Origin of the sequence: Kaistia defluvii (genome assembly GCF_026343955.1) — a bacterium.
Lineage (GTDB): Bacteria > Pseudomonadota > Alphaproteobacteria > Rhizobiales > Kaistiaceae > Kaistia > Kaistia defluvii.
This window is the reverse complement of record NZ_JAPKNI010000010.1, coordinates 103104-118056: the sequence shown is the minus strand read 5'-3', so window position 1 is coordinate 118056 and position 14953 is coordinate 103104. Positions and strand designations below refer to the sequence as shown.

Here is a 14953-nt window from a genome sequence, read left to right as displayed (position 1 = left end):
CCATGCGTCTCACCATAGAAGGCATCGGCAAGGATTTCCCCGGCGTCACCGCGCTCGACGACGTCTCGTTCGAGATCCTGCCCGGCGAAACCCACGCGCTGATGGGCGAGAACGGCGCCGGCAAGTCGACGCTGATCAAGATCATCACCGGCCTCTACCGGCCGGATCGCGGCCGCCTGCTGGTCGACGGCAAGCCGGTCGACTTCACCTCGCCGCGCGACGCCATCGCCGCCGGCATCTCGGCCGTGCACCAGGAGCGCAATCTGATCCCGCGCTTCACGGTCGGCGAGAACATCATGATCGAACGGCCGCCGACCCGGAACGGCGTCATCGACTTCGACCGCGTGCATGCCGAGGCGCGAAAATTCCTCGACCTGATCGATCCGACGATCGACACCCGCACCGAGGTCCGCCATCTCTCGGTGGCGCAGATGCAGATCGTCGAGATCGCCAAGGCGCTGTCGCTGGAAGCGCAGGTGCTCCTCCTCGACGAGCCGACCGCCTCGATCACCGGTCATGAGGCCGATGCGCTGTTCGCCGTCGTCCGCCGCCTGCGCGACGAGGGCAAGGCGATCGTCTTCGTCAGCCACAAGCTTGAAGAGGTGATGGCGATCTCCGATCGCGTCACCGTGCTGCGCGACGGCAAGATCGCCGCCGCCGGCGAGCCGATTTCGGCGATGAACCGCGGCAAGATCGTCTCGGCCATGATCGGCCGCGAGGAGCGCGTCGCCGAGATGGGGACGCGGAGCGCCGACCGCTCGCAGACCGTGATGGAGGCGACCAACCTCGCCACCTCCTTCGGCCACAAGAACGTCAGCTTCCAGCTGCACAAGGGCGAGATCCTCGGCCTTTATGGCCTGGTCGGCGCCGGCCGTACCGAGCTGGCGCGGGCGCTGATCGGCGACGGCAAGGTCGTTTCGGGCGAGCTGCGCCTGCATGGCAAGCCGGTCACGATCCCCGACGTTCCGACCGCCATCCGCCGCCACCGCCTCGGCTACATCTCCGAGGACCGCAAGGCGGAAGGGCTGATCCTCACCCATCCGATCCGCTCCAATGTCGCGATCACCGTCTGGCGGCGCATCGCCTCCAGTCTCGGCCTGATCACCCGCGCGACGGAGCGCAAGATGGTTCATCCGCTGGTCGACAAGCTCGAGGTGAAGACGCCGTCGATCGAGCAGGCCGTCGGCAAGCTTTCGGGCGGCAACCAGCAGAAGGTGTCGATCGCCAAATGGCTGGCGGCCGGCGTCGAGATCCTGATCATCGACGAGCCGACGGTCGGCATCGACATCAAGACCAAGACCGCGATCCACGAGCTGATCGGCGAGATCACCCGCGAGGGGCTTTCCGTGCTGCTGATCTCGAGCGACATGCCGGAGATGATCACGCTGGCCGACCGCATCCTGGTGATGCGCGATTTCGCCATCGCCGGCACGATCGAGAATTCGCTCCGCTATGAGCCGATGAGCCGGGAGATCATGGCGCTGATCCACGCCGGCAGCGCCGAGGCGAGCCCGATGCCCCAGACAGGCCCGGCGCCCGAGGCGGCGCGTGTCTGACCGGCGGCACGCTAACCGCGCCGGGCGATCGCCCGTGCCGGCCCCGGCCGCCACGTCGCAGGACGGGCCGGGAGGGCGCGCCGATGTCGGCGATGGCTGAACCGGAAGACATGGAGCTGCCGCTCTACGAGGTGATCTACCGCGTGCTGCGGCGACACATCGTCGAGGCACGGCTGCCGCGCGGCCTGGTGATTGGCGAGACGGCGCTGGCGCGGGCCTTCCAGTCGAGCCGCATCCCCGCCGGCGCCGCCTTGCGGCGGCTGGAGGATGAGGGCCTGGTCGTCCGCTTCGGCGGGCGCGGGCTGATGATCGGCGAGGATGCCGGCGCGCCGCCGCTGCGCCTTGACCTGATCGAGGCCGGGCTGACGCTGCCCGATGCGCGGATGATCGAGCCGCGCACGCGCAATCGTCGCGCCACGATCTACCCCGAGGTCGAGCACATCGTCGCCTGCTGCCTGCCCTATGGCCGCTTCCATCTGAACGAGAGCCTGCTCGCCGACCATTACGGCGTCAGCCGCACCGTGGCGCATGAGGTGCTGACCGGGCTCGATCGCGCCGGGCTGGTCACGCAGGACAAGAACCAGCGCTGGTATGCCGGGCCGCTGACGCCGGAGCTGCTGCACGAGCATTTCGAGCTGCGCTGGCTGCTGGAACCGATCGCGCTGGAGCAGGCCCTGCCGCATCTCGACCCGGCCGAGCTGCGCGCCCGGCACGAGCGGATCCGCCGGGTGCAGGCGGGCAAACGCACCCCGGCCCGGCTGGAGCAGCTGGAAAACGACCTGCATGTCGAAACCGTCCTGCGCTGCAGCAACAGCCAGCTGCGCGACGCGATCCGCCGCAGCCAGCTACCGCTGATCGCCATGCACGAGACGTTTCAGCGCCATCGCGACACCGACGAGATCGAGGTGATGCTGGGCGAGCATCTGGAGGTGTTCGAGCACCTTCTGGCCGGCCGGACATCCGAAGCGCAGCGCGCGCTGGAGCGGCACCTGCGCCGTTCCGTGATCTCCAACCGGGAGCGGCTGACCCAGCTCGACCGGCAGGGCCGCCGGCACCGCGTGCCGTTCCTGATCGCCGTCACCTGACCCGTTCCTCTCGTTCCCGAAGGGGAACCGGATCGACATTGCCGTGTTTTCTTCCCGAGGAAACGAAGGAGGCACTTCATGTCGACGCCGTATGACAAGGACAAGGCCGGAGGCAACAGCAGCTTCGGCAACGAAAATCGTCCTGCCGACATCCAGGGCGACGACCCCGGCAAGCAGGCGGAGCCGCATGATCCTGCCAAGCCCGCGCGCCCCGGGAGCGCCAAGGCGCCGCCGCTCGGCAGCCCGAGCCAGGACCAGGACGGCTGACCGAGGCCCACCGACCACTTTCCGGCCGATGCTCCTGCCCGATGCATCGGCCGGGGCGACGGGCCCGAATGCCCCCGATTCCGGCCCGTCGCCAACTCTTCAGCGCCCCGCTCTCCCACCGGCGTATAAGAAGCCCGGCCGCCTCCCAGGCGGATCTGGGCCGCTTGTATTGGCGCGCGCGCCATGAGAGCGCTTTTCTCTGGCCAAATTCCTCGAAAACCCATCGCTTCGATCGTGACGGCACCATGATCGTTCAGTAGCTTGATGGCCTACGAGAAATTCTCAGGAGGAAAAGAATGTATCTCGAAAAGCTCCGTCTCGACGGCAAGGTCGCGCTCGTCACGGGCGGCGGCCAGTCGATCGGCCTCGCCACCGTCGAAGCGCTGGCCGAAGCGGGTGCGACCGTCATCATCGCCGATCGCGACGAAGCCGTTGCCAAGGCCGGCCAGGCCAGCCTGAAGGCCAAGGGCTATGACGTCGAGGTCGTGGTGATGGACGTCACCGACTCCGCCCGCGTCAACCAGGTCGCCGACGACGTCGTCGCCAAGCACGGCAAGATCGACATCCTGGTCAACAATGCCGGCATCGCCCGCAGCATGACGCCGGCCGAGACGGTCACCGACGAACACTGGCTGAACGTCATCGACGTCAATCTGAATGGAACCTTCTGGTGCTGCCGCGCCTTCGGCAACTACATGCTCAAGGCGAAGAGCGGCGCCATCGTCAATATCGGCTCGATGTCCGGCTTCATCGTCAACAAGCCGCAGGAGCAGGCCTTCTACAATGCCTCCAAGGCGGGCGTGCACCACCTGACCAAATCGCTGGCTGCCGAATGGGCCTCGCGCGGCGTCCGCGTCAACGCGGTGGCCCCGACCTATATCAACACGCCCCTGACCGCCTTCGTGAAGGACGATCCGGTGATGAACGAAGCCTGGATCGGCGGCACCCCGATGGGCCGCATGGGCGAGACCGACGAAATCGCCTCGGTCGTGCACTTCCTCGCCAGCGACGCGGCCAGCCTGATGACCGGCTCGATCGTCTCGGCCGATGGCGGCTATACCTGCTGGTAGTCAGGCAACCCTGGCCAGATCGGCCACGCGCCTCAGATCCTCGAGAAAGCGCGCGTGCTCGCGCGCTTTCATCGCCTCGTCCGGCAGGCGCAGCAGATAGGACGGGTGGATCGTCGCCACCAGCGCCGTTCCTGTCTCGGTCTGCAGCTTCTGCTCGCGCGCGGAGGCAAGCGTCATCGTCTTGCCCGTCAAACTGCGCACCGCGGTCAGGCCGAGCGCCACGACCAGGCGCGGCCGCAGGATCTGGAGCTCCTGCTCCAGCCAGACATGGCAGGCGACGATTTCCGCGACATTCGGCTTCTGGTGCAGGCGTCGCTTGCCGCGCGGCACGAATTTGAAGTGCTTCACCGCATTGGTGACATAGACGCGGCCACGGTCGATGCCGACGTCGCGAAGCGCCGCATCGAACACCTGGCCCGCCGGACCCACAAAGGGCTTCCCGGCCAGATCCTCCTGGTCGCCCGGCTGTTCCCCGACAAACACGATCTCGGCGTCCTCCGGCCCCTCACCGAAGACGGTCTGCGTCGCCGGCGCCCAGAGCGGGCAACGCCGGCAGCCCGCCGCCTCGGCCCGCAATGCCCCGATCGTGCCGGCCATTGCCGGCGCCTCTTTCGCTTCCGCGGGCGCGGGCCGGGCGCGCTGCGGCCGGGGATTGGCGGGTGTCGTGGCGGACTGGACCATCTCGGCGCTCCTTCGCTCCGCCTGGTCGATCAGCGGTTTAATGAGCGAGGCCTCGGGCAGGTTGCGCCAGTATTTCTGCGGCATCTCCGACATCATCGCCTGCACCTTCAGCCGGGCGGGATTGAAGATCGATGCATAGTAGCGCCGCCAGAGATCCTCCAGCGCATCCTCGCCCGGTGCGGCCGAGCGATCGACCCCCTCCGACAGGCGCAGGATCTCGCCGTCCCAATGCACGCTGCGCTCCGGCGTCAGGATCGACCAGCGCATCGAGGCGAAGCGGCGGGCGAAGAACGCCGCCGCCGCCTCGACGATATGATGCTCCGGCTCGAACCAGGCGATGAAGCACTCGCCCGCTTCCGTTTCGACGGCGCGAAAGCGGACGAAGGCGTGCATCTTGTGAATGTCGCGCCGCACGGCCTTGGCGAAACCGTTGAGCCGGATGACCAGCGGATCGACGCTGTCCTCCAGCGCGTCGTGATTCGTCCTGAGCCGGCAAAGCATCGTGTAGAGCAAGGCGAACCGTTCGGGATCGCTGTGCAGGATCGCGGTCTCGGCGAGATCGAGAAAGGCGCGCGGCACGGCAAAGGCCGGCCCTTCCGGCGCGGTGGCCGCCGGCGTCTCCAGCCCCGGCGCGGCGAAGAGATCGCTGGACTCGCCGGCCACGGTCCAGACCACGTCGGCGGGTTCGACGCCCTGCCGCGCCAGCCGGCGGGCAGCGTCGCGCCAGCCCTTGAAGTCGGTGGGTCCCGCCAGCGCGATCCGGTGCATGGCTACGGCAGTCCTCCGGCTATCCTGGCCGATCCACCCGCTCCGCCATCATCCTGAGGCGCTTCGCGTAAGCGAAGCCTCGAAGGAGGATCCAGCGGGCACTCTAAACTTGTTGAGACGCTCAAGATGGTCCCCCGCACGACAATTCGCATCCGGTGCTCGCTGGTCCCTCCTTCGAGGCCCGGCTTTGCCGGGCACCTCAGGATGATGGTCGTGTCGCCTGCTATGGCCAACGGCTCCCACCCAACGAGCTTCTAGAAAGGCAGTTGCATCTGCGTCGGCTTGGGACGCAGCAAGGTCGACAGCCGTTCCGAATCGAGCAGGCTGGAGGGCTTGTGGTCACCGAGCACGACGAAGGGCATCAGCTTGGCGAGCGGCAGGCGCAGCTGCACCAGATCGTCGCTGCGGATCGTGCGATGGCGGCGGGCCGAAATCAGCCGCTCGACGGTCTTGGCGCCGAGGCCGGGCACGCGCAACAGCGCTTCGCGCGGGGCGCGGTTGAGATCGACGGGGAAGCGGTCGCGATTGGCCAGCGCCCAGGCGAGCTTGGGGTCGATGTCGAGATCGAGCATGCCGCCCTTGCCGCCGATTTCGGAGACCTCGAAGCCATAGAAGCGCAGCAGCCAGTCGGCCTGGTAGAGCCGGTGCTCGCGCATCAAGGGCGGTGCCCTGGGCGGCAGCTTCAGGCTCGAATCCGGGATCGGGCTGAAGGCGGAATAATAGACCCGCTTCAGCCGGTAGGAGCCATAGAGGCTGGCGGAGAGATCGAGGATCGAGCGGTCGGTCGAATCATCCGCGCCGATGATCATCTGCGTGCTCTGGCCGGCCGGGGCAAAGCGGCGGGCGTGTTTCAGGTGTTTCTCCGACTTCGCCTCGTCGAGCTTCAGCCGCAGCCGGCCCATGGTGCGGCGGATCGAGGGGATGCTCTTTTCCGGCGCCAGCGCCGTCAGCGCCGTCTCGGTCGGCAGTTCGACATTGATCGACAGGCGGTCGGCATAGAGCCCCGCCTCGGTGATCAGCGCCTCGCTCGCCTCTGGGATCGTCTTCAGATGGATATAGCCGTGAAAACCGTGGTCGAGACGCAGCGACTTCGCCACCGCCACCACCTGCTCCATGGTGTAATCGGGATTGCGGATGATGCCGGAGGAGAGGAACAGGCCCTCGATATAGTTGCGGCGATAGAAATCGAGCGTCAGCTTGACGATTTCCGCCACCGTGAAGCGGGCGCGCGGCACGTTGGACGAGGCGCGGTTGACGCAATAGAGGCAATCGAAATTGCAGGCATTGGTCAGAAGCACCTTCAGCAGCGAGATGCAGCGGCCGTCCGGCGCATAGGAATGGCAGATGCCCATGCCCTCGGTCGAGCCTAGGCCCTTGCCGGCCGGGGCGTGCTTCTTGTCGGTGCCGCTCGAAGCGCAGGAAGCGTCATACTTGGCGGCATCTGCCAGGATCCCGAGCTTCTCCAGCATGTCCATCGTTGCCCATCCTCATTCTGTTCACGATATGTTCTAGGTCGATGACGGACCGGCGGCAAGGGACGGCCGGTTGCAAATCGGGTTGGTTCAGGGGTGCAGCGGCGGATCGCTTTCGCCCGGGACCAGTTCCATCGGCCAGATCTTCTGCACGGTGCCGAGCGGGTAGAGGTCCTTGTAGGCCGGCATGGTGGCGAGCAGCGATTGCGCCAGTTCGACGCCGACATCGTGCAGCGACAACCGGTAGCAGGTCAGTGCCGGCGACAGGAATCGCGCCTGCGGGCTCTGCCGGAAGCCGATGATCGCCATGTCGCGTCCCGGCGTGAGGCCGGCCTCGTGCAGGCGGCGATAGAAACCGATCGCCAGGCTTTCATTGACCAGAACGACGGCGGTCGGCCGGTTGGGCAGCGCCAGCAGCTTCTCGCAGAGCTGGTAGCCGCCAAGCTCCGTGATGTCGCCGCGCAGCACGATGTCGGGGTCGTAGGCGATGCCGTGACCGGCCAGCGCCGCCCTGTAGGCGTCCTCGAACACATAGCTCAGATTGATGCCGCGCGTGGTGTTGGCGAGCGCGATGCGGGTATGGCCGCGGGCGACCAGCCGCGCGACGGACTGCGCCGCCACGCCCTCGAAATCCATGTCGATCCAGGAATGCTCGCCGCCGGAAAGGCTGCGGCCCAGCGTCACGAAGGGGATGCCGCGCTCGATCAGATAGTCGATGCGCGGGTCCTGGCGCTGGGTCGCCGACAGAATCAGCCCATCGGCAAACTGGCGCGAGACGACGCGACGGAGATGGTCGAAGGGATCATCTTCGGAGTGGCAGGGCAGGACGACCAGGTCGAGCTTGTGGCGGGCGAACACCGTCTGGACGCCGTCGAAGACGCTCATGAAGAAGGTGTCGCCGTGCGTCTTGGTCTCGACATTGGTCTCCATCGTGAAGCCGATGACGTTGGTCGTGCCCTGGCGCAGGCTGCGGCCGGACTGGTTGGCGACATAGCCCATCGCCTTGGCGGCGGCGAGGACCCGTTTGCGGGTGTCGGGATTGACGTCGGCGCGCCCGTTCAGCGCCCGCGACACGGTGCCGATCGAGATGTTCAGCCGCTGCGCCAGTTCCTTGATGCTCACCGTGCCGTCCCCTCACCCTCGCCCGGCCGAACCGCGACGTCGGACGCCTTGCGTACATCATTTTTGGTCCAGCGTGCACCCGACCTGACGACAGGCACCGCCGGTTGCCTGCGCCCTCGCACTTGACAAGCGTACCTCAGTTTGGTGTTGTCGTAAACGTTTACGGCCTTATTGCATCGCACCGTAAACGTTTGCGGTGCGATGTTTGAGGAACTGGCCGTGGGAGGAAGTCCGGAATGCAACGTGCCGTTTTGATCGGTTGCGGAGCGATGAGCCGCGCCTGGCTCGCCGCCGCCAAGACCATCCCCGATCTCGAGATCGTGGGACTGGCCGACATCAACTCCGACGCGGCGCGAGCCCGCGCGGCCGAATTCGAGCTGGGCGACATCGTCATCGCCACGAGCATCGAGGACCTGATCGCCGAGGCGAAGCCCGATGTCGTCTTCGACGTGGTCATCCCCGCCGCCCGCCATCATATCGTCTCAACGGCGCTCGCCGCCGGCTGCCATGTCCTCTCCGAAAAGCCAATGGCCGAGACTCTCGACCAGGCGCGCGACCTGATCGGCCGCGCCAAGGCTGCCGGCAAGCTGCATGTCGTCGTGCAGAACCGCCGCTATCTCGAAGGCGTGCGCCGCATCCGCCGCGCCATCGACCAGGGAGCGATCGGCGAGGTCACCTCGATCCATTGCGACTTCTTCCTGGCGCCGCATTTCGGCGGCTTCCGCGAGCAGATGGACCATGTGCTGCTGCTCGACATGGCGATCCACACCTTCGACGCCGCCCGCTTCATGTCGGGCAATGTGCCGGAAGCCGTCTATTGCCGCGAATGGAACCCTAGCAACTCCTGGTACAAACAGGGTTCCTCCGCCGCCGCGATCTTCGAGTTCGGCGACGGCGTGATCTTCAATTATCGCGGCAGCTGGTGCGCCGACGGGCTGATGACGAGCTGGGAATCCGCCTGGCGCATCGTCGGCACCAAGGGGACGCTCGTCTGGGACGGCCACCAGGACATTCGCGCCGAGATCGCAGGAAAAGCGATCGACGGTCTCTTCTCCGAGGTGGTTGCCAGCGAGATCCCTCCACTCGCCGAATCCGACCGGACCGGCGGCCACCTCGGGGTCCTGCAGGATTTCATCGCCGCCACGCGCGGCGGGCCGGAGCCGGAAACGGTTGGCCACCAGAACATCAACAGCCTCGCCATGGTCTTCGGCGCGATCGAAAGCGCCGAGACCGGACGCCGCGTCGAAATCACGATCTGAACCTTTGCTGGCCGCGTCCCCGCGACATCGGCCTAAACGCTCCAGGGAATTGATGCCTTGACCAATCCGCTTCTCGACATCCGCATCGGCACGATGATCAAGGGGAACCTCCCCGACCCGGCCGCCTATGTCCGGCAGATCCTGCCACTTGGCTTTGAATCGATCGAGCCGTTCTTCTGGCAGACGATCGGCGGCAAGGACATCCCGAAGCTCGCCGCCGAGCTCAAGGAAGCGATCGGCGACGCCGACGTGAAGATCGACACGCTCGGCATGTTCGGCAATCCGCTCGAGACCACCGACATCGACCAGCAGACGCTGGAAGGCTGGAAGACGCTGATCGACAACGCGCATCTGTTCGGCGCGAAGACGATCGCCGGCTTCACCGGCCGTATCCGTGGCAAGTCGATCGAGGAAAGCCTGCCGCGTTACAAGCAGGTCTGGAGCGAGCTTGCCAAGCGCGCCGCCGACAAGGGCGTGCGCCTCGCCTTCGAGAATTGCGCCATGGACGGCAACTGGGCGAGCGGCGACTGGAACATCGCCCACAATCCGGACGCCTGGGAGCTGATCTTCAACGAGACGCCGGACGACAATATCGGCCTCGAATGGGAGCCGTGCCATCAGATGGTCTATCTGATCGACCCGATCCCGCAGATCCGCAAATGGGCGCAGAAGATTTTCCACGTCCATGGCAAGGACGCGACGATCCGTTGGGACGTCATCCGCGAGAACGGCATCTTCGGAAAGTATCCCTTCGTGCAGATGCGCTCGCCGGGCTTCGGCGACAGCGACTGGACCCGCGTCATCAGCGAACTGCGCCTCGCGGGCTACAAGGGCTGCATCGATATCGAAGGCTGGCATGACCCGGTCTATCGCAACGAGCTCGAGATCACCGGGCAGGTCAAGTCGCTGAATTACCTGAAGGAAGCCCGTGGCGGGATGTCCTTCATCGCCAACCCGGCCTGATCGCCGGCGCCGACGACCAACCCGCCGGCCTGCCGGCGGGACTGCCGGGGCCGTGCCCCGCCACGCGGAGGAGCGTGGGTTTGATTGCTCGCCACCAAGGAGGAAACCGATGGCGAATTTCACCAAGACCCTGTTGCTGGGCGCCGCTGGCGTTCTGGCCATGACCGCCGCCGCAACAGCGGAGCCCGTCGAACTGAACGTCTGGACGATCGATCGCCAGGCGGATCCGGGCTATAATTACGTCATGGCGGATGAGTTCATGAAGCTCCATCCGGACATCAAGATCAACATCAAGCGCGTCGAGTTCGCCGACTGGGCGAATGATGTCATGCGCGCGGTTGCGACCGGCACGACCCCGGACGTCGCCTATGTCGACAATCCCAACACGCCGTTCCTGTCGGCCAAGGGCGCGCTGCTCGACCTGACCCCGTACATTGCCGATTCCAAGATCGTCGACCCCTCGAAGATCTTCCCGGGTCCGCTCTCTTCCGTCACCTGGGACGGCAAGATCTACGGCCTGCCGCGCGGCTCCAACACCATCGCGCTCTACTACAACGCCGATATGTTCAAGGCCGCCGGCCTCGATCCGGAAAAGCCGCCGCAGACCTGGGAAGAGCTGTACGAGACGGCCAAGAAGCTTACCGACCCGGCCAAGAACGTCTACGGTCTCGCCTTCTCGGCCAATTCGAACGAGGAAGGCACCTTCCAGTTCCTGCCCTGGGCGCAGTCGACCGGCGCCGATTTCGATCACATCGCCGATGACGGCGCCGTTCGCGCGCTCACGATGTGGCAGAAGATCCTCGACGAGAAGCTGGCCTCGCCCGATACGCTGATCCGCGGGCAGTATGACTCGATGGCTTCGTTCAACGCGCAGAACGCCGCCATGGGCATTTCCGGCCCGTGGGAGCTGCCGCGCATGGCGAAGGACGTCAAGTTCGACGTCCGCGTCGCGCTGCTGCCGACCGAGAAGGTTGGCGACACCCGCGCCTCGGCGCTGGGCGAAGGCAATAATGTGATCTTCGCCAAGTCGAAGCATCCCAAGGAAGCCTTCCTCTATCTCGAATACATGTATTCGCAGATGCCCCGCGTCTGGAACGAGTTCGGCTTCCTGCCGTCCTACCCGGTCGAGGCCAAGGATCCGAAGTGGGCGCCCCAGTACGCCGTCTTCGAGGAATCGATGAAGTATGCCCGCGTCCGCGGCCCGTCGCCGGATTGGGCGAAGATCTCCAAGGCGAATCTCGACCGCGATCCAGCAGGCGCTGACGCACCAGGCTGACGCCAAGACCGCGCTGACCACGGCGCAGACGACGATCGACGGCATCGTCAAGAAGTAAGCGCCCTCCCAAGCGCACCGCCGGCACGCTGCCTTCCCTCGGGCGGCGTGCCGGCCCCCTTTCCGCCGTGCCCGGCCGCGCCTGCGCCGCCGGACGAACGGCACCCCATCATCGGCAGTTTTGCGAACGCGCGCCCCCGGCCCGTTCCGGATCCTGGAGATAGCCAATGTCGGCGCTTCTGCGCAGCCTACGCGATGGACGCGGTTTCGACGTGGCGCTGGCCGCCCTGGCGCTCGCCTATCTGCTCGTCTTCTCGGCCTTCCCGCTCGTCTACAACGTCGCCATGTCCTTCCAGGAAGTGGACATGTTCTCGCTCGGCGACCTGATCCGACCCTTCGTGGGCCTAGCCAATTACCGGGCGCTGTTCGCGGCGCCGGAATTCTGGTCGATCATGGGCAATACGGCGCTGTTCGTCAGCCTGAGCATCGTGTTCCAGCTCGCCATCGGCTTCGGCCTGGCGCTGTTCTTCCAGCAGGATTTCATCGGCGCCACCTATCTGCGCGGCCTGTTCCTGGCAGCCTGGATCATCCCGGCGCTGGTTGCCGGCGCGATCTGGAAATGGATCTTCGCCGGCGATTTCGGCGTGCTCAACTACATGCTGATGTCGACCGGCATCGTCAACGACAAGATCTTCTGGCTGTCGACGCCGGCGATCTCGCTCTATTCCGTCATCATCGCCAATATCTGGCTCGGCATCCCGTTCAACATGATCCTGCTCTCGGTGGGCCTTGCCGGCATTCCGAAGGACATGTACGAGGCCGCCGCCCTGGACGGCGCCGGGCCCTGGGGCCGGTTCTGGCACATGACGCTGCCGATGATGCGCTCGACCATCGGCGCGGTGACCTGTCTCGGCATCATCTTCACGCTGCAGCAGTTCGACCTGTTCGCCTCGCTGACCCAGGGCGGCCCGGCCAACTCCTCCAACGTCGCGCAATACTGGTCCTGGCAGCTCTCGTTCCAGAACTACGACATCGCCACCGGCAGCGCCGTCTCGGTGCTGATGCTCGGCTTCGTCATCGTCGTCGCGCTGCTTTACGTGCGCTCGACGCGCCAAGAACACCGGGCCTGAGGAGCGCGACCCATGAAACGCTATGTCCTGCTGGTCGTCGCCATCGGCTTCCTCGCGATCTACCTGTTCCCGCTCTACTGGATGTATCTAACCGCCTTCAAGCCGTCGTCGGAGACCTTCACCTATCCGCCGAGCTTCTGGCCCGCCGATCCGCAGTTCAACTTCGTGCGGGTGTTCATCGACAAGAAGATGGACGTCTATCTGTGGAACTCGCTGGTGGTCGCCTGCGGCACCACGGTGATCGCCGCCCTGATCGGCACGGGCTGCGCCTACGCGCTGGCCCGCGTCCGCAGCGTCTGGATGGACCTCGTCCTGTTCCTGATCCTGATGATGCAGGTGCTGCCGCCGTCGCTGATGGCGACGCCGATCTTCGTGCTGTTCAACCAGATCGGCCTGATCGCCACGCCGCGCTTCGCCGTCGTGCTGGCCCAGACCGCCAAGGTGCTGCCGCTCTACATCGTGCTCTGCCGCACCTCGTTCATGCAGATCCCGAAGGAGCTGGAGGAAGCCGCCCGCGTCGACGGCGCCTCGCGCATCGTCGCCTTCTTCCGCATCATCGTGCCGCTGGCGCGCAACGGCATCCTCGTCACCTCGGTGCTGATCTTCCTGCAGTCGTTCGGTGAGTATGTCTATTCGCGCACGCTGATCTCGCAGGAGGACCTGCAGACGGCGACGGTGGGGCTGATGAACTTCATGGGCCCGAACACCACCGACTGGAACGGCATCATGACCTATGCGGTGATCTATGTGACGCCGATCGTCATCGTGTTCATGCTGCTGCAGCGCAAGATCGTCAGCGGGCTGACCGCCGGCGCGCTGAAGTAGGCGGCGGAAAATGAAAGGGCCCCGCTTCGGCGGGGTTTTTTTGTTCAGTCTGCCATGCACGGCCCGCTGCGTGCCCCCAACCATCATCCTGAGGTGCCCGGCGAAGCCGGGCCTCGAAGGAGGGTCCAGGGAACTGGTCTTGCCGGATCCGGACCGGACTGCAAGCAGCAGTGCTCCGCTGGAACCTCCTTCGAGGCTTCGCTGCGCGAAGCACCTCAGGATGATGGCGGAGCGGGTTTATCTGCCCGGAAGACTTCGCGGCCCCCTACTTCACCTCGGCGACCGACCCCTTCGCTACCCAGCCATCCACCGTCGCCGCGTCAAAGCCGAACTCGCCCAGAATCTCTCGCGAGTGCTCGCCGATGCGCGGCGCCGGGCGCTCGATCTCGGACGGGGTCTTCGACATCTTCACCGCCGGGGCGACGACCTTGACCGTGCCGGCGGTCGGATGCTCGTAGCGGGTGATCGCGCCGATATGTTTTACCTGCGGATCCTGTTCGGCCTGCAGATGCGTCTTGACCTCGCCGCACCAGATGTCGACGGCGAGCAGCGCGTTCATCAGATCGGCGGTGGTCCAGCCCTTGGTCAGCGCCGCGAGCTTCTCCCAGATCTCGTCGCGCTTGTCGAAAAGATCCTTCGGATTGTCATAGACCAGCAGGCTGTCGTCGCCGAGCACGCCGACGAAGCGCTTGAACGGGCTCATCGCCACCGTCACCCAGCCATCCGAGGTGGGGTAGACGCCGAAGGGCGCATCCATGCCGGGATGGCCGATGCCGGAATTCGGGCGGACGAAATCCTGCTGGAAATTCATCGCCATCAGCATTTCCTGGCCCTGATGCGCCAGCATGGCCGAGAGCAGGTCGACCTTGATCTCCTGTCCCTCGCCGGAGCGTTCGCGCCAGTAGAGCGCGGAGAGGATGCCATAGACCATGTTCATGGCGCCGATCTGGTCGGAAAAGCCGGAGCCGACCGGCACCGGCGGGCCGTCGCCGCGGCCGGTCGCGGCCATGATGCCGGTCAGGCCCTGGATCAGCATGTCCTGGCCCGGCCGGGCGAGATACGGCCCGCTGTCGCCATAGCCGGAACCCGAGCAATAGATGATGCGCGGATTGACCTTGGCGAAATCGGCATAGCCGAAGCCGAGCCGCTCCAGCACGCCGGGGCGGAAATTCTGCACCACGACATCGGCCGTCTCGGCGATCCTGTAGAGGATCTCCTTCGCTTCCGGCGCCTTCAGGTCCAGCGCCAGCGACCGCTTGTTGCGGTTCCAGGCGAGGAAGTTCGGGCTTTCCGTGCCGCCGACCCAGCGATTGTTGAAGGTCAGCGTGCGGAACAGGTCGCCCTGCCCCGGCCGCTCGACCTTGATCACATTGGCGCCCATGTCGGCGAGCAGCTGGGTGGCGAAGGGGCCCTGCAGAAGATGGCTCAGATCGAGGACGGTGACGTCCTGGAGGGCCTTGGCGGCGGTCATGGTCGGTTCCT

12 protein-coding genes and 1 pseudogene are annotated in these 14953 nt (G+C 65.7%); 9 read left to right on the top strand and 4 right to left on the bottom strand.

Going from position 1 to position 14953, the window contains the following annotated elements; genetic code table 11:
- The first annotated feature begins 2 nt into the window (after positions 1–2).
- The 4 genes from OSH10_RS20465 to OSH10_RS20450 all read left to right on the top strand — a co-directional run bounded on the left by OSH10_RS20465 (position 3) and on the right by OSH10_RS20450 (position 3978).
- Positions 3–1556, top strand: a complete 1554-nt coding sequence (locus OSH10_RS20465; RefSeq protein WP_266334149.1) for a sugar ABC transporter ATP-binding protein — start codon at positions 3–5, stop codon at positions 1554–1556.
- An 83-nt stretch (positions 1557–1639) separates the two neighbouring features.
- Positions 1640–2641 carry a GntR family transcriptional regulator gene (locus OSH10_RS20460; RefSeq protein ID WP_266334147.1) on the top strand — a complete coding sequence of 334 codons (1002 nt, stop codon included), beginning with the start codon at positions 1640–1642 and terminating at the stop codon, positions 2639–2641.
- A 78-nt stretch (positions 2642–2719) separates the two neighbouring features.
- Positions 2720–2908: a hypothetical protein gene (locus OSH10_RS20455; RefSeq protein ID WP_266334145.1), complete on the top strand. Its 189-nt coding sequence runs from the start codon at positions 2720–2722 to the stop codon at positions 2906–2908.
- A 296-nt stretch (positions 2909–3204) separates the two neighbouring features.
- Positions 3205–3978 carry an SDR family NAD(P)-dependent oxidoreductase gene (locus OSH10_RS20450; protein WP_266334143.1) on the top strand — a complete coding sequence of 258 codons (774 nt, stop codon included), beginning with the start codon at positions 3205–3207 and terminating at the stop codon, positions 3976–3978.
- Here OSH10_RS20450 and OSH10_RS20445 read toward each other — a convergent pair whose 3' ends face one another.
- The 3 genes from OSH10_RS20445 to OSH10_RS20435 all read right to left on the bottom strand — a co-directional run bounded on the left by OSH10_RS20445 (position 3979) and on the right by OSH10_RS20435 (position 8021).
- Positions 3979–5427: a UdgX family uracil-DNA binding protein gene (locus OSH10_RS20445; protein WP_266334141.1), complete on the bottom strand. Its 1449-nt coding sequence runs from the start codon at positions 5425–5427 to the stop codon at positions 3979–3981.
- A gap of 254 nt (positions 5428–5681) precedes the next feature.
- Entirely contained in the window at positions 5682–6902 is a 1221-nt protein-coding gene (locus tag OSH10_RS20440; protein ID WP_266334139.1) for a putative DNA modification/repair radical SAM protein, read from the bottom strand.
- A gap of 87 nt (positions 6903–6989) precedes the next feature.
- Positions 6990–8021 (bottom strand): LacI family DNA-binding transcriptional regulator, encoded by a 1032-nt coding sequence (locus OSH10_RS20435; protein WP_266334137.1) that lies wholly within the window; start codon positions 8019–8021, stop codon positions 6990–6992.
- Positions 8022–8257: 236 nt separating this feature from the next.
- Between OSH10_RS20435 and OSH10_RS20430 the strand changes: the two genes are divergently transcribed.
- The 5 genes and pseudogenes from OSH10_RS20430 (at position 8258) to OSH10_RS20410 (ending at position 13471) form a co-directional block, all read left to right on the top strand.
- Positions 8258–9280: a Gfo/Idh/MocA family protein gene (locus tag OSH10_RS20430; RefSeq protein ID WP_266334135.1), complete on the top strand. Its 1023-nt coding sequence runs from the start codon at positions 8258–8260 to the stop codon at positions 9278–9280.
- A gap of 93 nt (positions 9281–9373) precedes the next feature.
- Positions 9374–10243 carry a sugar phosphate isomerase/epimerase family protein gene (locus OSH10_RS20425; protein ID WP_407660742.1) on the top strand — a complete coding sequence of 290 codons (870 nt, stop codon included), beginning with the start codon at positions 9374–9376 and terminating at the stop codon, positions 10241–10243.
- Between the two features lie 109 nt (positions 10244–10352).
- Positions 10353–11577: pseudogene (locus OSH10_RS20420) on the top strand (ABC transporter substrate-binding protein).
- Positions 11578–11743: 166 nt separating this feature from the next.
- Positions 11744–12646, top strand: a complete 903-nt coding sequence (locus OSH10_RS20415) for a carbohydrate ABC transporter permease (RefSeq protein ID WP_266334131.1) — start codon at positions 11744–11746, stop codon at positions 12644–12646.
- A 12-nt stretch (positions 12647–12658) separates the two neighbouring features.
- The gene (locus OSH10_RS20410; RefSeq protein WP_266334129.1) at positions 12659–13471 is read left to right on the top strand and encodes a carbohydrate ABC transporter permease; all 813 of its coding nucleotides are present in this window, start codon (positions 12659–12661) and stop codon (positions 13469–13471) included.
- 265 nt (positions 13472–13736) lie between these two features.
- Here the strand turns inward: OSH10_RS20410 and OSH10_RS20405 are convergent, their stop codons facing one another.
- On the bottom strand, positions 13737–14942 hold the full coding sequence (locus OSH10_RS20405) for a CaiB/BaiF CoA transferase family protein (RefSeq protein WP_266334127.1): 1206 nt from the start codon (positions 14940–14942) through the stop codon (positions 13737–13739).
- Positions 14943–14953: the final 11 nt, after the last annotated feature.